Source organism: Filimonas effusa (genome assembly GCF_004118675.1).
GTDB lineage: Bacteria > Bacteroidota > Bacteroidia > Chitinophagales > Chitinophagaceae > Filimonas > Filimonas effusa.
The window spans coordinates 594,101-615,631 of record NZ_SDHZ01000001.1 but is presented as its reverse complement, the minus strand read 5'-3'; the positions used below and the strand labels follow the sequence as shown (position 1 = coordinate 615,631).

The 21,531-nt window shown below is 44.4% G+C and carries 13 protein-coding genes; 7 read left to right on the top strand and 6 right to left on the bottom strand.

The annotated features are described in order from the left end of the window. Window positions 1-33: 33 nt before the first annotated feature. The 5 genes from ESB13_RS02280 to ESB13_RS02260 form a co-directional block, all read right to left on the bottom strand. A complete protein-coding gene (locus tag ESB13_RS02280; protein WP_129001415.1) occupies window positions 34-1,089 on the bottom strand; it encodes a hypothetical protein in 1,056 nt (351 codons plus the stop codon). Window positions 1,090-1,138: 49 nt separating this feature from the next. Next, on the bottom strand, window positions 1,139-2,155 hold the full coding sequence (locus ESB13_RS02275) for a PorP/SprF family type IX secretion system membrane protein (RefSeq protein ID WP_129001414.1): 1,017 nt from the start codon (window positions 2,153-2,155) through the stop codon (window positions 1,139-1,141). A 23-nt stretch (window positions 2,156-2,178) separates the two neighbouring features. Further along, complete coding sequence (locus tag ESB13_RS02270) at window positions 2,179-8,808, bottom strand: FG-GAP-like repeat-containing protein (protein WP_129001413.1); 6,630 nt, start codon at window positions 8,806-8,808, stop codon at window positions 2,179-2,181. 81 nt (window positions 8,809-8,889) lie between these two features. Beyond that, window positions 8,890-9,570 carry a sensor histidine kinase gene (locus ESB13_RS02265; RefSeq protein WP_129001412.1) on the bottom strand — a complete coding sequence of 227 codons (681 nt, stop codon included), beginning with the start codon at window positions 9,568-9,570 and terminating at the stop codon, window positions 8,890-8,892. A 98-nt stretch (window positions 9,571-9,668) separates the two neighbouring features. Then, window positions 9,669-10,322: a LuxR C-terminal-related transcriptional regulator gene (locus ESB13_RS02260; protein ID WP_129001411.1), complete on the bottom strand. Its 654-nt coding sequence runs from the start codon at window positions 10,320-10,322 to the stop codon at window positions 9,669-9,671. Between the two features lie 486 nt (window positions 10,323-10,808). Here ESB13_RS02260 and ESB13_RS02255 point away from each other — a divergent pair, with 486 nt between their 5' ends. Beyond that, complete coding sequence (locus tag ESB13_RS02255) at window positions 10,809-11,453, top strand: response regulator transcription factor (protein WP_129001410.1); 645 nt, start codon at window positions 10,809-10,811, stop codon at window positions 11,451-11,453. 23 nt (window positions 11,454-11,476) lie between these two features. Here ESB13_RS02255 and ESB13_RS02250 read toward each other — a convergent pair whose 3' ends face one another. After that, on the bottom strand, window positions 11,477-12,340 hold the full coding sequence (locus ESB13_RS02250; protein ID WP_129001409.1) for a sensor histidine kinase: 864 nt from the start codon (window positions 12,338-12,340) through the stop codon (window positions 11,477-11,479). Window positions 12,341-12,608: 268 nt separating this feature from the next. Here ESB13_RS02250 and ESB13_RS02245 point away from each other — a divergent pair, with 268 nt between their 5' ends. From ESB13_RS02245 to ESB13_RS02220, 6 genes are all read left to right on the top strand, one after another. Next, window positions 12,609-13,925 carry a sensor histidine kinase gene (locus ESB13_RS02245; RefSeq protein ID WP_129001408.1) on the top strand — a complete coding sequence of 439 codons (1,317 nt, stop codon included), beginning with the start codon at window positions 12,609-12,611 and terminating at the stop codon, window positions 13,923-13,925. Window positions 13,926-14,222: 297 nt separating this feature from the next. Further along, window positions 14,223-16,952, top strand: coding sequence for a TonB-dependent receptor (locus tag ESB13_RS02240; RefSeq protein ID WP_129001407.1), 2,730 nt, complete (start codon window positions 14,223-14,225; stop codon window positions 16,950-16,952). A gap of 18 nt (window positions 16,953-16,970) precedes the next feature. Beyond that, on the top strand, window positions 16,971-18,317 hold the full coding sequence (locus tag ESB13_RS02235) for a DUF4876 domain-containing protein (RefSeq protein ID WP_164974068.1): 1,347 nt from the start codon (window positions 16,971-16,973) through the stop codon (window positions 18,315-18,317). A gap of 19 nt (window positions 18,318-18,336) precedes the next feature. After that, window positions 18,337-19,872 (top strand): DUF6850 family outer membrane beta-barrel protein, encoded by a 1,536-nt coding sequence (locus tag ESB13_RS02230; RefSeq protein ID WP_129001405.1) that lies wholly within the window; start codon window positions 18,337-18,339, stop codon window positions 19,870-19,872. A gap of 3 nt (window positions 19,873-19,875) precedes the next feature. Then, entirely contained in the window at window positions 19,876-21,015 is a 1,140-nt protein-coding gene (locus ESB13_RS02225) for a cytochrome-c peroxidase (RefSeq protein WP_129001404.1), read from the top strand. A gap of 24 nt (window positions 21,016-21,039) precedes the next feature. Beyond that, entirely contained in the window at window positions 21,040-21,516 is a 477-nt protein-coding gene (locus ESB13_RS02220) for a DUF4920 domain-containing protein (protein WP_129001403.1), read from the top strand. Window positions 21,517-21,531 lie beyond the last annotated feature (15 nt).

Below are 21,531 nucleotides of genomic sequence, written 5' to 3'. Positions count from 1 at the left end.
GCCTATAAAACAACGAAGGGAAGAAATCTCAACTTAGAACGGGAAAGGCTTTGTGCCTCTCTTGAGATTTTGTTTGCCTTCTCCAATCTTATTACCATTAAAGAATACTTCAGCTTTGTATTCTCCGGGGTTGAATCTTGTATTTTGTTTCCAGGTATATTCTACTTTACTGCCATTAGCTTTATCGTAATAGGGAGTAAGTTTAACAGTATATACCTTTTGAACGCCATCATTGGTTTGAAATGATCCGCTGGCGGGCTGCGCTTTACCATCGGCTTTACCATCAGCTGCGCCTGAAATAGTATTGCCGTTGGGAGCAGACAGCACCAGGAAGAGCTCTTTGTTGCCAGAAATAAGGGAAGAATCTTTCGTTAATTCAAAAACCACTTTCAGGGATGAAGTAAATTTTGAGAGTGCAGCAGATTTCTCTTCGCCATTACCCTGCACCGGGTAAATATTGATGCCACCCACCTGCAGGCGACCTGAAGCAGAATGACCATGAGGAATAGGAGACGCATCACCTCCTGACAGTTTCATGGGCCGTGTATTAACGAGGATAGAGTCGCCACTTACTATTTTGTAGCCTGTACCACCACCTTCACCACCGGCGCCAGCCATCAACTCCCTGTTCTGTGCTTTCAGGTTTTCGATTTCGCTCAGCAGTTCTTTGATCCGGGCATTCAATTCCTGGATTTTAGCGCGGGCTTCGTTAAGATCTGAATTCTTTTCACTCACTATTTTTTCAAGATCGGCGTTTAATTTGTCGATCTGTTGTTTTTTGCTGTTCAATTCATGCTGAAGGTCTACATTGGAACTATTAAGGGAGTCCATCTTTTGCAGCACCCTGTTATACTCTTCTTTCAATATATTACGGGAAGAATCGAACTGAACCTGCAGGGAAGCCCACTCGCTTTTTGTTTGGATTTTATCGTAAACAATCCAACCGCCTACAGAAAGCAATAACAGCAGCAATGCTACGCATACAATCATAAACACTGCTACCCGGTTTTTCTCTTTTTCGTCCTTTACAGGGTTCTCTTCGTCCTGTAAATTCAGTTCTTCATTTTCGTTAAAGTCCAGATTGACCATACCCGTTTTTTGTTTTAGAATAATTGAATTTTGAATACGAACCAGCTGCTTAGAACTGTGGCACTATTTTCTTACCCTCATTAGCATCCTTTTGGAAAAAGGTGTAGACGAGCGATAATTCAAAGCTGCCGTTTTTGGGATTGGCAGTTTTGATAGCTGAAGTAACCACATCGTAAGTAACTCCTAACTGGAACGTATTGTATTGCATTCCAAGATAAGGAGAAATACTGGCATTACTATACCAGCCTCCCAAGTATAAACAAACATCAGCAGTTTGCACTGGAAGACCAAACTGGAAGGCGCCACCAGCCGCATAAGTACTGGCATTAGCCTGGTTTTGGTATAAGCCGCTCAGAAACAACTTACTATCATATCCAACAGATAAAGAAACACCTCCTGCCAATGTTAGCCTGGCAGGAACTTTTGTATCGGGCGAATTAAGAATGGATTCTTTCGGTTGTGTGACGTGCATGTATCCTGCACCTAAATAATAAGCTGTGGTTTCATCGTCATATTTATATAAGAGGCCTGTACTAACATCCATATGGTTGGCAGTTCCGGCAAGATAGCTTTCGCCAGTTGGTAGGTTTAGGTCGAAGCCACCGCTGGTAAACTGGCTGTTAAAGCTAATATGTGTAAGGTCAACCTTACGGGTCACATAAGAAGCCTGAAAACCAAGTCCTAATGAAGAGTAGCCATTTTCATCCAATGCTTTATGATAGGCAAACGACAAACCTGCATAGTTGCTTACCAGCATGCCAGCAGCCGATTTATCGGTTAAAGCAGAAACACCAAGACCCCAGGTATCAAATTCATTACCGGTAAAACCGTCGCCTTTCATATCAAAAGATACGGTTGCAGTAGTAAAGGGATCACCTGCCCCCCACCACTGCCGGCGGTAGTTGGCAACGATCCGTTGGTTGCCGTAAAAGAAACCGGTATTAGCCGGATTGATGGTTAGCGGTGAGCTAAAGTATTGAGAAAAGTTAGGATCCTGTGCCTTTACCGCTCCCATACCCATAGCCATCCCTAATACCAATAGTATTCTGTTCAGGTAGTTTCTCATTGCACTAGATTAATAATCATTTATTAACGCATTAACACGGTACTGCCGCTTATTTTAACCAATTGTCCATCTATATCAAGTCCTTCTGCAATCCAGGTATAAGCATCCATAGGCTGCTTTTTACCTTTCAAAGTGCCATCCCATCCTCCACCAGAGCTGGCCGATCCGGCCTGCTGTGTTTCATACATAAGAATACCCCAGCGGTTGAACACCTTGAAGTAATGCAACTGGTTGATGCCTACTGCTATGGGATAGAGACGATCATTGATTCCATCGCCATTGGGTGTAAAGCCTTTAGGAACAAAGATCTCAGCCTTGCTGAATATGCGTACCAGTTGCGTATCCACCGTTACACAACCCGCTTTGGTGGTTATGCTGAGTTTATACAGCTGCTCTTCCTGTGGCGTTACAGATGGATTGCTGACAGTACTGTTGCTTAATGCAGTAGCAGGCGTCCACGCATATTTTTCACCAAAGGAGCGGCCATTAAGTACAGAGGCACGGTTCTTCAATGCATTCATGGGTTCATACTTCACTGCTTCTTCCGGAGTTTCTATCGTCACTGTTTTCGGAGCTGTAGTTTTCAGTTCCGGACAGGATTTGGATTTAGCCTCCAGGATGATCATTACCGTACCCGCTGTAGTGTATGTATGAACCGGATTCTTTTGTGCACTTTGAGCGCCATCGCCAAAATGCCAGGTATATTCAGCATCACCGGCAACATCAGTAGAAGTGTTATTGAAGTTTACCGGAAGATCTTTACAATAAGTATCAAAAGAGAAGGCGGCCACCGGCGTTTTAGCGAACGTAAGCGTTGCCTTATCGGCCGCAGTACCCAAACAACCAGCTGCACTAAGCCCTTTTACTGAATAAGTACCTTCCTGAGCTGCTTTATAAACTGCTGCGGTAGCGTCATTAATAGCCACATCGTTACGATACCATTGGTAAGTACTCGCTCCCGAAGCTGTTAACGAAAGCGTGCTGCCTTCACAGATAAGTGTTGTGGAAGGTTTTGTTAGAACAGGTGCCGGAATAGTATTCAACGCCACCTTAGCTACCGCCGAGTTACCAAAACATCCTTTGCTATCGGTAGCCGTAACTGTATAATCACCATCGGCCGTTACGGTAATCGACTGGGTTGTTTGCCCGTTAGACCATAGATAAGATCCGCCGGTTCCCGCACCGCTGGCCTGTAACACCAGGCTTGCTCCGTTACAGGTGCTGATAGGATCACCATTGTTAATAAGGGCAGTTACCGCCGAATTAACCGTAACTGTCGTTTTCTTATCGGTTTCATTCAATGCTGTATTTTCAGTAGCAGCATCACTTACTTCTGTCAACTCGTAAGTTGTAGTGACAGTCGGGCTCACAGTTAAGTCGTATGGTGAAGCAGTAATACCGTTTATGGTAACCGGCGTAGTTCCATCAGTATAAGTGATAGACCAGGGCGCTATACCCGTAAGTTCTACCTTAAGCGTTTGACTTATGCCCGCGCAGATAGTACTGCCGCCTGATATTTTGGCGGTAGGCAATTCAAGCACCTCCAGGTCGATAGTCACTTCATTACTCTTACCTAATGTATTTTCAGCATACGCAATGATCACGTATTTACCGGGAGCTACCGCCGAAGACCAGGTAAGCTGTCCGCCATGCCCTGCAGGGGCGCCATCAGGGAGAGGATCAACAGTAACACCTGCTGGCTCACCACTTATTTTAAAGCTGCCTTTCAGACCATTCCAGTTAACTGTAGGTATCACCGATTTACCAGCCGTACCACGAATGACACTATAACGTATTGTTGAGTAAACCAGATTAGATGGAGGAACTCCCACTTTTATCTTGTAAGTAGCGGAGTTTTGTCCTGCCGAGTTGGATACTGTTACATAAATAGACACTTCGGTTCCAACAGGTATTGTAGCAGGAAAATGCAGTGTACCATCCGTGTCAATACTAATGCCGGCAGGAATATCATCACTGTTTGCGATACCTATATCACCTACTTCTCCATGCCAGTTGATAGAAGGTTTTACAGAAGTAGCAGCTTCGCCGAATTTAATGTCTTTGAAATTAGGCGTATAGCTTATAGTAGGTTTGGCTATCGTTAGTTTAATAGTAACCGTTACTATATTACTGCTGCCTTTGGTATTAGTAGCCCTTACCTGAACAGGATAGGTTCCGGCAAGTACAGAAGCATCCCATAAGATGTATCCGTCATTGTCAATAGTAATACCTGTAGGAACCGATGCCCTGTTCACTATTTCAAAACTGCCGGTTTCGCCATGCCATCTAACAGTGGGTTTCACCGAAGTTCCGGCAGTTCCTGCATCTTCTGTTTCCAGCACCTTGCTATATACCAGATCGGTAGGAGCGCCTGCTGCCACATTAAGAGTGAACAAGGCTGTGGTTCCACCCTTACTGTTGCTGGCCCAAACCTTTATAATATAAGAACCTACGGGCACATCATCACTCCAACGAATAATGCCTTCATTGTTTTCTGTATTATCAACCGTAATACCGTCTGGTTTAGGGCTGGGTTCAGTAATGCTGAAGGTACCGTTCTCGCCATACCAGGTAATCGCCGGCTTTTGCGAAGCGCCTGCATTACCATAAACAACATTCGCATAGTCCGGATTATAGTTTAACCCGGATGCAGGTCCTGCCGTAACAGTAAGTTTAAAAGGAGCTGTAAGCTCGTCTCCTGTTGAACTTGTTGCTTTTACAAAGAATTGATATTGCTTAACAGGCAGATCACCAAGCCAGCTGACGACGCCGGTTGCAGGATTCACTTTTATTGACGCTACAGGTATTGTACCGGAAGGATCGTACAAGGCGAAAGTACCTGCACCACCATTCCAGTTGATCTGCGGTGGCGTACTGGCGCCGGTATTGCCATACATAGTAGCGTCGCCATCATTATCATATTTGAAACCTGAAGGCGCGCCAGCCTTTATGTTTACAGTAAATGTGGCGTTGTTGCTGACATCCACAGAATTCCTTGCCCGTACTGTCACAGAATAAGGCCCTATTGCAAGTGTAGCCGGCCATGATATTACGCCGGTTGCAGGATCCAGCGTAAAGCCGGTTGGCAAACTGCCAACCACTTCAAAGCTTCTATTGGTACCACCGTTCCATGCTACTGTTGGTGGAGCAGACGCGGCAGCTACACCATAGGCACCTGTTACCGGAGATGCATACACAAGATTAGTAGGTGCTCTGGGTACTATATTAAGTACAAAACTGGCAGTAGCAGTACCACCGCTGTTTTTAGCAGTAACGGTAATAGTATAGCTGCCAACGGGCAAACTATTATTCCACAATACGCGGCCACTGCCCGTGTTACTGAAGCTTAGGCCGGTAACAGCCGGCGACGCCACTACCGACAAAAAGCTGCCAGGAGCTCCACCCCAATCCACGGAAGGCAATGCTGTACTGTCGGCTACACCATATGATTTGGTCAAGGGAGACGCATAAGAAAGTACAGGTGCATTAGCCTGTATTGTTAATCTGAATGTTGCATTGTTGTCACCTCCCGCATTGCCCGCTTTTACTGTTATAGTATAAACTCCCACCGGCGTATTGGCAGGTACCAGTATTTCACCTGTAGCAGAATTAATGGTAATTCCGGCTATTGCAGGACTAACACTATACAAGTCAATAGTCTTGACTTCACCATGCCAGTCCGGCAATGCATTAGCAGGCCTTTTATGTGAAGGACCATACTGCACGGTTGTATCTTTATAAGACAATCCCGTAGGAGCCTGGGGCTTAATCTTTAGCACAAACACAAACTTGTCGCTGGCGCCTTCCTTGTTTACTGCCTTTACATTAAAGGTATATGTGTTTACAGGAAGTGTGGCGGTCCATACAATACGGCCAGTTGATTCAGTAATAGAAATACCGGCTATTGCAGGATCCATCTCATAATGACCGATATCGCCGTGCCAGTTTACAGTAGGTTTACTGCAGCTGTCTTCAGTACCGTAGTAGGCTTCAAAAGGCTGTGGTGTATATAAAAGATCGGAAGGCTTTCCGGCAAGAACAGTCAATTGGAAAACGATTGTTGTAACACTGGGGCCGGCTACATTCTTCGCACGCACCTCTACAGTATAGTTACCTACCGGCACCGGGTTAGTGCTGGTCCAGGTAATAAGCCCCGTTGTTGCATTGATAGCCAATTCCGGCGGTAAACCGGTGGATATAATATCGTAGTCACCTGTAACACCATGCCAGTTTACTTTACTTATAGTAGCTGTTCCGGCTTCACCATAATTAATTATCCTGGGTGTATTATTGTATTCTCCGCCAGTTGGTGCTTCTGCTTTTACTTCAACACCAACATTGGTTGTTACGGAACCTCCATCGTTTTCTGCAACTACCGTAAAAACGTAGGAATCCACAGGAGTATTAGGCCCCCAACTGATAATACCGGTATTGGGATCAATAGTAACATCCAGCGGTAAAGGATTGGGAGATGTAATACGGAATGGCTTCTTAGGACTTGTCCATTGCTGCCCCATCCAGTTAATATCTGGTTTATCACTGGATTTAGCCTCGCCGAAATAGGATGAATAAGGAGCATTAAGATAAGAGAAATCTTTAGGCTTATCGGGTACAATATGCAAAGTCAGATTTGCTTTTGTACTGCCCGCGCTGTTTGTTGCAGTAACTTCAATGACATAATTTCCAACGGGCAAAATATCACTCCAGCTGATTTGACCTGTAGTAGTAAGAATAGATATACCAGTAGTTGCGCCACCGGTAATTGAATAGGAAATTCCACCACCACCGTCGTTGAGATTGGGACTCCTGGTCCAGCCAGTTGTTCCATATTTAATAGTGGTATCAGCAGCAGTAACATAGTCCAGATTCTCCGGTTTGGTTACAAAAGTAAAAATGGGGCCTACATAAGAACCGCCGTTTGTAAACACAACAACTTCTCCTGTATTACCATTTCCGGCGGTAAAAACAACACTAACATCGTTGTCTATTCTGTAAACCGTATTCTCACCTCCTACTGTCACTCCTGTGATACAAGACAGATTTGCACCTGTAATGGTCACTTCCTGCCCTTTAATACCCGTAGTTCTGGAAAGCTTGTCGATTCTAACCTGCCCCAATGCATTTCTGTAAACATCAAGCTGGGGAGCTGCAGCATTGGCATCGGCCAGATCCAACTGACCGTCTTTATTGAAATCACCTATACATACAGCCATCGGTTGATTCGAGCCACCGGTGGCAATATTTACGGCAGTACTATTAAATGTAATAAGGCTGCCTGTGGTTGTATTTTTAAAGACACTGATATTACTTCCATCAGAGCCTGCCAGGGCATCAATTTTTCCGTCGCCATCAAGATCACCTAAGGCAACCATTCCTGCAACAGTCGTTCCTCCCAAAGGAGCCATTGAAGCAGACGACATGCTTATACTGCCTGCATTGCTGTTGTTGGTTAAAACAGACAGCGTATTACCAACACTGTTCACTACCAGAAGATCAGTCTTGCCGTCTCCATTCAAATCGCCTGCTGCCAGTCCCTGCGGACCGCTTCCAGTACTTACCAGGCTGGCTTGAAAGCTGATGCTGCCAACCGTATTGTTTCTAAAAAATGAAATGGTATTACTGGTACTGTTGCTAACTGCAATATCAGTATTACCATCACCATCAAAGTCCGCTGTTACAATATTTGAGGGGCCATTACCGGTAGAGAAAGCCGCCAGGGATGCATTAAAACTGATATTGCCCACACCGGCAGTCGTATTCTGGAGTGGTTTTACTGTATTGTTGCCAATTACAGCCAGGTCTGGTTTTCCATCGCTATCAAAATCTCCCGCTGCAATGCCTACAGGCGAACTAAACCCTGTAAACACAGTAGCAGCGGAAAAACTTATGTTACCTGAAGTGCTCTGGTTCCTGTAAACAAGGAGTCTTCCTGCTGTATTGTTAACAAAAGCGATATCAGGTTTGCCATCGCCATCAATATCAGTAACGACACCGCCATAATGGCTATGGCTGCTAGTTCCGGCAGGCAGATCCAATAATTCCCGCGCTGCAAAAGTTGGTGTGGTACCTGTACTGGTGTTCCGGAATATTGATACCCCGGATCTGTTAAACGAAATAATATCGGGCAACCCATCTCCGTCTAGGTCTTTGTTGTCGAGCTGCAATGCAGAGGAGACGTTTGTAATCGCCGGCACTTGTTGAAAAGGAGAAATTCCATCATTGGCAGTTGTTTCGCCAGGACTGGTAACAGAAGCGCAGGTTGCAAATGTTGGCGAAAAAAACTGATTTCCTAAACTGGTAAGACCATTTGTACTAACACTAACAGGCGCCATACTGGCACCCTGGGGAACGGTAACGGTTAATGATGTGGCACTGGCTGTTTTAACGACAGCCTTTACAGCGCCGAAATAAACAATATTATTAGCAGCAACAGCGTTAAAGCCATTACCAGTAATAGTAACAGTTGTTCCAACGCTCCCCTTTAAGGGCGATACGGAAGATATAACAGGCTGGGCCTGGGCCAATACGGGCGCCAAAAACAATAAAAACAGCCACACGAATCTAACGCGCGTCTGTAATTGCAGACAAAAAGGCAACCCATCAATAAACCAGCGTCCTATTGGTTTCGGTTTTATCACAGTCAATTGTACCATAAGGTTAAGCGGGTTGGTGGTGATTCCTGCAAAAAAAGAAGTTTTATTGCAGGCGCAATCTCCCTTAATTAAGGGTACCCTTTAATAAGGGAGATCTACTATCACAACAGTTCCTTTGCCTTCCAGACTTCTAAGACTTATCTCACCTTTATGACAACGTACAAAATACCGGATGATCTCAAGACCTAATCCGGTTCCCTGTATGTCTGCCACATTTGAACCTCTGGAAAACGAACGGAATAAATTCTTTTTATCGGCTTTCTTAATACCTATGCCATTATCTATTACCATTACACGCCAATAGGCGTCGGTAAAACTCACTCTGACACGTGGCACCAAACTTTCGGCCCTCGCAGAGTATTTGAAAGCATTGTCAACAAGGCCGTTTACAATATGAGAGAACATAAAAGGATCGATCAGCGCCTGCCGCGGAGTTCCTTTTATTTCAAACGCTGTTTTTTCAAATTGTTTGCCTCTGACGAAAGGTCTGCCGGCCAGTTCCTTTATTAATGATGCCGGGTCCGAGATAACAGGATTAAATCCTGAGCGGGTGCTATGCGCCCTGCTCATCAGCAGTACTTTCTCCAGGAGTAACGCCATATCGGCAACTTCATCCATAATACGCTGGGTATGCCTTTTCATAGTATCAGTATCTACTGCATCGGCATTAGCCAGCTGCTCCAATATTTCAGAGCTTGTTTGAATAGTTGTCAGGGGCGAGCGCAACTCATGAGAAAGTATGTTGAGAAATTTCACATTCATACTTAACCGTTGGGTTGATCTGACTTCAAAAATTCCAGAGCAGCAGCAGCTAAAACAGGCTGCCGCCACTCCTTTTTAGAGCTGTTTATAACTTGCATTTACCTGAGAAAAACAGTCAGTAATTCCGCTTTGGAATTAACGTTCATCTTTTTGTAAATGTTCTTGATATGATCATTGATGGTAGTTACCGATAAAGACAGCACATTGGCAATTTCTTTGTAGGTAAAGCCTTTCAGCAACTGTTCAAGCACATCCTGCTCTCTTTTAGTGAGAAACTTGAGCCTGTAGGTTTTCTGAGGTTTTTCGTCACCCAAACGATCAATAAGTATGTGTGCTATTTCGGGAGAAAGCAAAGCGCCACCATTTTTTACAACCTGGATATTCGCTTTGATATTACTTAAAGAAAAAGGTTTCAGTAAATATCCTTTTGCTCCCCTGGTAATTGCATTCCAGACTACATCGGGATCGCTGTTACCACTCAATACCACCAGTTGTGTATTAGGCATTGACTTTTTTAGAATGGGGATAGCTTCAAGACCGGAAATACCCGGCAAGCTAATGTCAAGAAAAGTAATATATGGTTCTTCAACGTGCATCTGGCCTTCGGAAAGGAAGTGTTCCAGGCTGTGGTAGGAAAAGCTTAGTTTGTATTGGCTGTCATATTTAAAGTAGTCCTGAAAATTCCCCCTTATTTTAGGGTCATCTTCGATCACTCCAATGGTTACCATAAGATCATTGATTGGTTGTTTCACAAAATTCTGGGGCAGTCTTGTTGTTTAAACACGAATTAAACAGCAAAACCGTTTGCATAAGGTCACAGATAAGTAAAGCCTTAAGGCTGACAATTCATAAAAAACAACTTCAATAAAGAGAAATCGGAATGAGCCAACGAGGCGGAAGAAGATTTTCTGGGGAGAAGTGTTTTAAAAGGTTTAAACATTCGGGCACCTTCCTGCTGACATCAGGACATACAGTGCGGGGGCGTACAGTCGACATCGTTTAACGGTTTGGTTTGATAATATTATTGGGGTTTCCGGGATAGCATCCCCTGTTAAAGGGGGTACTTTTATACTTGCTGGAATAAATATAGGGACATAATTCGGAATGACAATGTTTTAACTGTAATTATAATAACAAATATTTTGCATTACACCCCTTTTTTTAGGGCAACAGCAGGGTAAGCTTACCTTGTTGCATATAAATTATTTGTATGTTTACCCCTCAGCAATAATTTCATCATGCACATCCTGATAGCAGATGACCACGCGATTGTTAGACATGGCACAATGCTTTTTATTAATGAATGGCTGCCAGGCGCAAAGATTTCAGAAGCTGACAATTTCAATAAAGTGGCCAAAATGCTGGGAGAGCAGGTTTTTGACCTACTGATCCTTGACATTAATATTCCCGGAGGTAATAATATCCAGATGGTGGATGTAGCCAGACTAAAACAGCCCGGCATCCGCATTCTTATCTTTACCGCTTACGACGAACAACTTTACGCTATCCGGTATTTACAGGCCGGCGCCAATGGTTATTTACACAAACTGGCGTCAGAAGAACAGATCAGGAAAGCCATAGAAACAGTATTACACGACGAGCAATATATGAGCCGGGAAGTAAAGGACCTGCTTTTAAAAATGGTAATGGCCAGCGGCAAACGCCCTCCGCCCGAAAATCCACTGCATACCTTATCGAACCGGGAAATAGAAGTAGCACGTTTCCTCGTACAAGGTATGAGCCTGATAGAAATATCCCGCGCCTTACACCTGCAGATTTCCACGGTAAGCACCTATAAGAACAGAATCTTTGAAAAACTGGAAATCGGCAACCTCATAGAACTGGTGGAAAAAGTACGGCTTTACGACAATTCTATCATATAATATGACACGGCTCTGCCCCTATTCTATTCCTCAAAAATCAGGATAACTGTAGTACCAACTTCGGGGCTGCTTTTTATTTCTATCCTGCCATTGATCATAGAAAGCAGTTGCCGGGTAATGACCAGGCCTAAACCCGGCTCCATGGAATTAAAGCCGGCAGGACGCGAAAAAATGGCCTCATCCATGCCAATGCCAGTGTCCTGAACTGCAACATGGATCCGCTTTTCCACGGCAAAAGCAGATAGGATAATGGTACCATGCGATGTGTATTTCACCGCATTATCCAGTAAATTATGCACTACTATCGATAATAATTGCCTGTCGGTATAGATCATTAACGTAGCAGGTACCTTATTATGGATAACATCACCTTTCGAAATAGCTATATCGGTAAACATCAGTACTTTTTCCTGTACCAGCTCATACAGGTTAAAGCTGTTTAAAACAGGTTTATGGTCCTGAAGATATAGTTTTACATACTGCAGCAGATTATCCGTAAAAGTGTACATGTGATGCGAAGAAGTATACATACTGCGTAACACGTCACGTAACGTATTCTCCCCCTCGCTCATATTATACAGCTGTTTCCCTGTAAGCGTAAGGTATTTTAAAGGGCTCTTGATGCCATGAACAATAGCTGCTATGATCTTTTGCTGAAATTCGGCCTGTTGCTGCATCACTTTTTGCGAGTTTTCGAACTCACTGATCCTTTTCAACAACGCTGCGGTATGATCATCCATCTGCATTTCCCGCCGGTTCCATTGCCGCCTGTAATAGATATAGGCAAGCGGACACACCATTAAAACAAGAGAAATGAACACCGCAATCCAGATACTGCTTCCCCCTACGCTGTTATTGGCACGAACTAAAGCCGTAGGAATATGCATTTTAAAAGATTAAGGTATTATCAATTGTTTTAATAAAAATGTGCGCAAAGGTCATCAAAAACCTTTATGCTTCGTGTAGTAGTATTACTACTTTAAGGGGAACACCGTAGTAATAATGCTACATCCTAAAAACATTTACTACCACAGCCGTAAAAATACAATTCAACTACCCCCTCTTTAAAAGGTCTTTCCCTGCGCGTAGTTTACGTACTTTGCGCTGAAAAAAATCTTACGGTGCCTCACATTGGGATCCAGCTTATAATCACCCATGTTATCTTTTTGTAAACCTATACGCCGCCTTATTGGCGCCGGGAACGATGCAGTAGAACAGGTACGCATTAAAATACTCTTGTGCGCACTACTGCTGAGCAGCTTCACCCCTGCCGCCGTTACTTCATTCTTCCTGCAACATCAGCAGCCGGGCGCTGCTTTGAGAACCTGTTTCGATAGCTTCCTGTTCGCAGGTCTGCTCATTTTGCTGGTCAGCGGTATTCATTGGCGCCGCTGTGCACACTTGTCACTGCTATTCCAAACGCTCATCATCTGGGGCAATGCACTCCTGTTTAAGCAGGATCTACATCTTATAGCACTCCAATTCACGCTGCTGGTAATATTATGCAGCTTTTTTTTACTCGGGAAAAAATGGGGACTGGTTTATTCACTCATCAACCTCTCCCCCGCTGTATGGCATATCAGCTTGTATACAACACCTGCTTTCCCCGGTCCACCTGTAAAAAGCGGGCTCATAGCAATAATATTACTGGTAAACTTCGCCTTCATAATTTTTGCACATTACCATTTCTTCAACGCATTCACCGATACAATACACACGCTGAATCAAAGAACAAAACAACTGAATGATACTATTAAAGCGCTGGAAAGCTCCCGCGATGGACTACGACAACAAACCAGACTGCAGAAAAAACTGATCGCAGCAATCACTCACGACATAAAAAGCCCGCTTAAATACCTGATGTTAACCGGGAGAAGCCTGTACCGCAACCGCAAACTACGCCCCGAAAACCTGCAGGAAAGCATCCGCGCTATTTATGCCTCCTCTTTTCAGATGTACCACTTTACCAACAACCTGTTACAATACGCCGGCTTATACCTCGAAGACAGCCGCATTGTCATGACCCATTTCAATTTGTATGAACTGGTCAACGAGAAAATTGCAATTTTCAGGGAAATGACCCTGTCACAAAACAATCACGTTTACAATAATATATATCCACGCATGCAGGTGTACACCAATAAGGAACTATTGACGGTCATTGTACATAACCTGCTGGACAATGCAATAAAATATACTGTGAACGGACAAATATCCTTTTCGGCAATACAAACAGAACGAAAACTGGAGATCTGCTTGAAAGATACAGGCACAGGAATGCCACCGGACCTGGTAGATTGGTGTAACAGCCGCCAAACAATACGTGATTTCATAACGGAAAGCGGTGGTCAGGGCCTTGGCCTTGCCATGGTAAAAGAATTAGTAGGAGTTATTCAAGGCAGTCTGTCCGTTAAAAGCGATGAAGGGGAAGGAACTACTATTATATTGATGCTCCCCGCAGAGCAACTATAAAACCGGAACCGCCAGGAATGACGGTCCCTTCCCCTTGGGTTATAAGAAAACCCGTGAAAAACCAAATATTAAACAAGTTTGAAAATACAAGTAATAAAAGCGGAAGCAAAGGTAGCAGCCTCTTTCCCATTTTTCATGTAGTAGAACTATGATTATTATGTAGTAGTTATACTACACAACTCAACTTTATGCAGGTTTTCTGCGGTTTTTCCCTTTTACGTAAACCTAATTCCTGATTTTAAAAACACTCAGGATCAGATAAAGGCAATTTTGCGCCTTAACTACTCGCATATCCTAATGTCTCAACCTGTTGCATATCTCTTACTCCTGGCACTGTTTGCATTTTCCAATGCCCGGAATGCCTTTGCCCAAACCGGCAAAAGGCCGCTTGTGATCACAGGACAGGTGGTAGACAAGAACCAAAAGCCAATTGAGTTTGCCACAGTTAGAGTAGAAGAAACAGAATACAGCACCTCTACCGACACCTCAGGTAAATTTAGTTTTTCGTTTTACGAAAACCCTACGGCGCTTACCATCCAGGTTTCTTTTGTTGGAAAAAAGACAATCATTCAATCATTTAGCGCCAATCAACTTACACGTCCACTAACGTTACAGATGAAAGACCTTAGCTTAACGCTCGACGAGGTACAGGTTACTGGCTTAAGAAGAGGTGAAGCCTCCAACTCATCCGTTTTGTTTAACCGGGAAGCAATTGAACAAGCCCAGGCATTCAGCCTGGCAGACATCTTGAATAACTTACCCGGCAAAACAACGGTAGCTCCTAACCTGCAAAGCCCTCAAAATATCACACTGCGTAGCGAAGCAAGCGACGCCCATGCCCTGAATAATGCCATGGGTATCGCAATTGTAATGGATGGCACCCGCATTTCCAATGACGCCAATATGCAAAACACGAATGTTGGCAAAAATGGAATGGCTAATTCCCGCATCTCAGGAAAATACGGCATGTCCGATGTTACTTTTGGTGGTATAGATCTCCGGGAAATTCCCGCCGATAATATAGAAAGCATAGAAGTAGTCCAGGGTGTAGCATCCGCGCAATATGGAGAATTAACCGATGGCGCTATTATCATTAACCGTCAGGCCGGCAAAACCAACTACCAGTTCAGCACACGCGTTAACGCCGAATCATTCAACATGTCTCTATCCAAGGGATATACTTTGAGCAAAAAAGCAGGTGCTTTAAACGTAAGCCTCAACTACCTCAACAGCAATGCCGATCCTTCAGATAATCTGAAATCATATAGCCGTGTAAGTACGGAACTTATGTGGACCAACTTTCTTGCAAAAGGAGTTAAACATACTTTATCATTAGGCTATAATACAAGATTGGACAATGGCAAAGCAGATCCCGATGCAGGCGATGAACGCAGCATGTTCGCCAAATCAAGAACATTCAGGATATCGGAACGCTTATCGATGCAGTTCAACAGAAAATGGTTAACCAGTGGCCAACTCAGTTTTTCGTATAGCAGAGGCTACCAGGAAACCTATAGTCAATGGTGGCTCAATGGCGCTGTAAAACCTATGACGATCAAGGATACGACAGGAATTTACGAGGGATACTATATCCCGGGAAGTTATTATGCAGTAGAACATATCAAAGGAGAACCGATAAACCTAAGTGGCACCCTCAGCTTTAACAGCAAGTTTAATACGGGAGAAATATTACATGCACTTAGTTGGGGTACTAATATATCACTGGCAGCAAACAAAGGAAAAGGCATCATTGCAGATCCCAATAATCCACGCTGGCCTAACCTTAGCTCTAAAAATGATAGGCCCTACGAATACAATACAGTACCGGAAGTCCCTGTTTACGGCCTTTACCTGCAGGACAACTTTAAGCTATCGTTGCTGGGCAGAATCTTTTACACGACGGCCGGCTTGCGTTACGACCTTCAGAATGGCTGGGGAAACATACAACCACGTATCAATACAAGGTACAAACTCAACAATCGCTGGGAACTAAACATAGCCTATGGCATTTCACGCAAAGCGCCAGCCATGTCACACCGTTACCCGGGACCAACCTTCTATGACATCCTCTTGCTAAATGAATATACCGGCGACACAAGAACAAGTCTTGCATTATTCTATACCGAAAAATATACCCCCGATAACAGCCACCTCAGGCCGGCAGCATCGAGCCAGTTGGAAGGGGGAATCAGGTTCAATGGCAAGAGTATTAGTTCAGCGCTGTTCCTGTATTATAAAAACAATACCAATGGCTTTACAGGTGTAACGCACTACAGGCCCTTCTCTACCCCGGTATACAAAACGATTGCAAACGGGCCGGGACAAAAACCTACCTATTACGCCACTTCTGAGATCAAAAAAAGAGGGGGACTATACGAATCCCGCATTGAAAACGTACTGACCTCACAGAATTACGGCGCCGACTGGACAGTTTCTATAAGAAAAATCAGGGCCATACAAACCAGCTTCGACATCAACACTTCATGCTCGTATAGTCGCTCGTTTACAGATGCTCCACAGATACGATCAGCAAGCGACAACGATATCGCACTTGGAAAAAAGGCATGGTATGCACTATATCATCCACAGAAAAGAGAAAATCTGTCTGTCATGAGCAAACTCAACAGCATTACACATATTCCCAAACTGGGTTTTGTTGTAAACATTTCTGCTGATTTCTTCTGGGCTAAGCGCAATTTTTCTGACGGAATCATTCAATACCCTTACGCCTACCTCGATCAGGACTTGGCTTATCACGAAATTAAAACCTTCGAGCCATCCAATCCGGACTATGGGCACCTCGCAACACTTGACCTGAATGCATCAGACGCCAGCCAACCCTTCATATATGGCAACCTGTCGCTTCGCATATCAAAAGAAATAAAGAAAAACATGCGTTTTTCAGTCAACGCCTACAATGTGTTTAACCTACGGCCGAAATATGAAGGATTCATCAACGGCTCTTATACATCAGTTATTTATAACGCACCTGTAAGCCTCGGCGCAGAGTTTTCCATCAAATTTTAATAACAAACAATGACAAATATGCAGCGACTCAAATTATGGATAATAGCAGCAGCGGTACTTACGCTGGGAGCTTGTAAAAAAGACCTGGGCCCCGATGTAGCGCCAGTAACATTTAATGGTCAGATCGTGCTTGACGCAAGTATAGCAGGACCTGCATTTCCACTGGACAAAGTAAAAGTAATCATAACCAACACCGCCAATAATCTTAAAAACGAAACTACAGCTGATGCACAGGGAAAGATCAGCTTAAGCAACATATCACCCGGACGTTATGAAATCCAGGCGACACTTACACTTACAGCTACAGAGTATGCAAGCATTACCGGTAACTATGCATCCAGCGAAGTAGTATTTAACGCGGTGGAACAAATCGATATCACAGCACAATCCGGCACAGTGACTGTAACATTGATCTATGGACAACTGGCAAAAGAATGGATCATTAAACAAATATACTATGCCGGTTCACACACCAGCAATGGCGCTATGTTCCGCGATCAATTCCTCGAACTCTACAATAACTCCGACCACGATCTTTATGCCGACAGTCTCTATTTCGGACAGGTATATGGTATTAACACAGCCCGCGAGTCTCAGGATATGACCAAGCCTTATTTTTTACCTACAGGCTCATTCGACTGGACAAAATCGATAGGCATGAGCGATACCAGGGCTAATGACAATTACGTTTACTGCCGCAGCGTATTCCGTATACCAGGCAACGGAAAAACCTACAAAGTGGCGCCCGGTGCCAGCATTATTATTGCACAGAACGCACAGAACCACAAAGCTCCGTACGTAGGAGCTACAGGCGAAAGCGTAACGGTAAAAGATCCAAGCCTTACCGTTGACCTGAGTAATGCAGATTTCGAGGTTTACTTAGGAAACTATCCCGGCAACAACCAACTGGCATCGGATGTCGACAATCCCGCCGTTCCCAATATCGAAACCATCTTACGTGGCAGCGGCCGCGATCTCATCCTCGATAACCTGGGCAGAGAAGCTATTGTAATATTTAAATGGCCTGGTGGCGCACCCGCACAATGGCCTACATTCCCTTCACCGGAAGAAACTACAGTTACCACTGCTACCTCCAAATACATTCAGGTTCCGGCTACTTACCTGGAAGATGCCGTAGAACTGCAACAAACACCTGTAGCAAGGCGTACAGCTAAAAGAATCCCCGCTATCAGTGATGCAGGATATACCTACGTTCCCGGAGGCTCTTACAGCTCTCAGTCTTCTATCCGCAAAACAAAATCTGTAGTCAACGGCAGAAGAATTTTGCAGGACACAAATAATTCGACCAATGATTTTGGAAGTTTAACAAAAGCCGATCCAAGCAAAACGGCTTTTGCAGACTAATTCAACCTGTTATTAGTTCATGCGAATACTATTCTTATTAAGTTTTATATCACTGTCAGCAGGCATACAGGCACAACAGCCCGGTGCCGCTGACAGTATATATTTTTACGAGCAAGGCCGTAAAGAACTGGATTTCGTGCAAAGCAGCGGTACACAACTGCTCAGTTCTCCCCTTTCAAGAGCAGGCAAAGGCGGGTTAAATATAGATATTACCACAGGCCATTTCAGACACAGCCAGGAAGCCGAACAACGCACCGCTGCACAACTACAAACAGAAGGATTCAGCGCTACAGGCCGCTTTAAAACGGCTGGATACTTTAAGTTTACACGTATATGGGAAGATAGTCTTGCATGGACACAAAAAGCCAGTAAAAGTTACGAGCAGCCTTATTATTTGGCCTCTGCCAAAGCAGGCCCCTACTTACGACAAACCTATGATATGGGTGGTATCGTAAGTTACAACTTGTTAAAAGAAAAGCTTTATATCAACGGCTTTATAGATTATGCTTACGAACGCTCATCCCGTTCTATTGACCCCAGGCTCGGCCTTACCAGGTTCTCATTTATTGCAAAGCCCGAACTCTCTTACAAATGGGGAAAAAGCATTGCAGGTATTGGGGCAAGGCTTGGGTATGGCAACGAAACGCAAGCTGTCGCATATCAGAACGATAACTACAAAAACGGCTCAGATACTTACCCGGAACGCGTGAATTACCTTGTACAAGGATTTGGCAATATTCGTAGTGCCAGTTTCTACCTGGGTAAAAAGAACCGGTATTCCGGCGTATCACTACATTATGCCACGCGCTTTTCCGGCTTTACTTTACGCGCATCTGGCACGTACAATGTAGATAAAGAAGACAACACCATCCCAATAGCAGGCTCCTCCAGGGACTCTTTGATAGCTACCTACCAACTTGAATCTTCACGCTTTCACCTGCAACTACAGAAACATTCCGGCAGGTACCGGCGACAACTGCTTATAACAGCAGGCGCACAAAACGGACGGGACTTCAATGTGCGTGCGGCGGCAAGCACTTACACCTATAAGCATACTTATGCCAATCTTCAATATCTTGTATTCATTCATAATCATCGGAAATGGAACCCCGAATTAGGTATGACCCTGTTTTATGAAAATACGTATAAGAAAGATGGCATCAGTAGTCATCAGCAGCAATACAACTCCATACAACCCGGCGTAAAAGCCAGTATATACGCAACAACAGGCAATAACGACCGGCTGTCCTTCACCCTTGCCCCCTCTGTACGTATTCCTGTAACCAGCGAACTGATAGTGCCCAACACACAGGTATCTTATTTTACCAGGGGAGTTGTTTACCCCGATTACCAATACCAGGTATCCAAAATAGCAGAAGCGAGCTTTACAGTTCAATACATAAGCTACAAACTTTTCAAAACCACGCCGGCGGGTATCACAGCACAAATAAAATACAATAAACCACTGAACATACCGGAACCTGTATACCAGGCATCGATGTTACCGGCCAACAACAGAATGAACTTCAACCTAGGCTTTAACCTTTACTTTTGATGTATGAAACGGATGATTGGCATTTTAACGGGCATTACATCGGTAATATTATTGTCGTCGCTCAGTTTCCAGAAATACAACGGGCTTCCGGCCGACACCTATACCGATTCATTGCGCAGGCTCTATTCGAAGCCGTTGGCTGAATGGCCACGCCCTTTCATTGACACTACTGTACAACACTGGCAAGAACTGGGTTTGCTGCCTGCAAGCCCCATTGCCACCGATTCCCTTCAACCCCTCATCAACCTGGGCAAACTTTTATTCTTCGATCCACGCCTCAGCGGCTCAGGCCAGATATCCTGCGCCACCTGTCACGTACCCGATCTTTCCTGGACCGATGGCCGCGAAAAAGCAGTAGGCCACGATCAACAGGTGAACACCCGTAATACCCCTACTATTTTCAATGTATGGTTCTACAAAAACCTGTTCTGGGATGGTCGTAGCAACAGCCTCGAAGATCAGGCATTCGGCCCCATCAACAGCGAAATAGAAATGCATGGCGACATGAGCCTGCTCCCTTCAAAACTGGAAGAAATAAAAGGCTACGCCCCACTCTTTAAAGCAGCCTACGGCACAGAAACAGTAGATGCAGACAAGGTAGCACATGCACTGGCCATTTTCCAAAAAACCGTAGTAAGCAGGAAAAGCGATTTCGACTATTTCCTTTCCGGCGATAAAAACCGCCTTACCGATGCAGCTGTCAGAGGATTACATTTATTCCGGACAAAAGCCAGGTGTATGAATTGCCATAACGGCCCACTCTTCACTGATAACGACTTTCACAATATAGGCCTTACCTATTATGGCCGTAAATATGAAGACCTTGGCCGTTATAACGTAACCCGCAAGGCCAGCGATGTAGGAAAATTCAAGACACCTTCCCTGCGCGATGTAATACGAACACGCCCCTGGATGCACAACGGCCTGTTCGACAATATAGAAGGCGTGCTCAACATGTATAGTGCAGGTATGCCCCAGCCCAAACGTAAGCCTGAACAAATGAGTGATACCCTGTTTCCTGTCACCTCTCCACTCATAAAACGGCTGGATCTAACCAAACAGGAGAAAGACGACATTATCGCATTCCTGAATGCCATCACGGCCGAACCTTGGAAGATGCGCATACCGGTATTGCCTAAATAGATTAATTTTAATATTCAAATAAACATGATGAAACACATAATCACACTAGTTGTCCTGGCTTGCCTCTTTGGCGTAGCAAAAGCACAACCACCCGCCGGCCCCGCTAAACCCGGCTCAACATATGGCGCCACCATCACAGCAGACGGAGCCATCCCCATCGCAACACTTCCGGCGCAACTTGGCGATACCAGCAAACACAAAACCAAAGTTACTGCCAAAGTACTCGACGTTTGCCCTAAAAAAGGCTGCTGGGTAAAACTTCAGGTAAATGATACGACAACCGCTTTCGTAAAAATGAAGGACTACGGTTTCTTCGTTCCACTGGATATGATTGGAAAAACAATTGTACTTGACGGCGAAGCTTACATCAAAGAAACTTCCGTAAAAGAATTAAGACACTACGCAGAAGACGCTAAAAAATCAAAAGCAGAAATAGAAGCCATTCAAGCGCCGAAAAAAGAAATCCGCTTTACTGCTTCCGGCATCCTGGTAATAAGCTAAGAACAGCTTCAACAA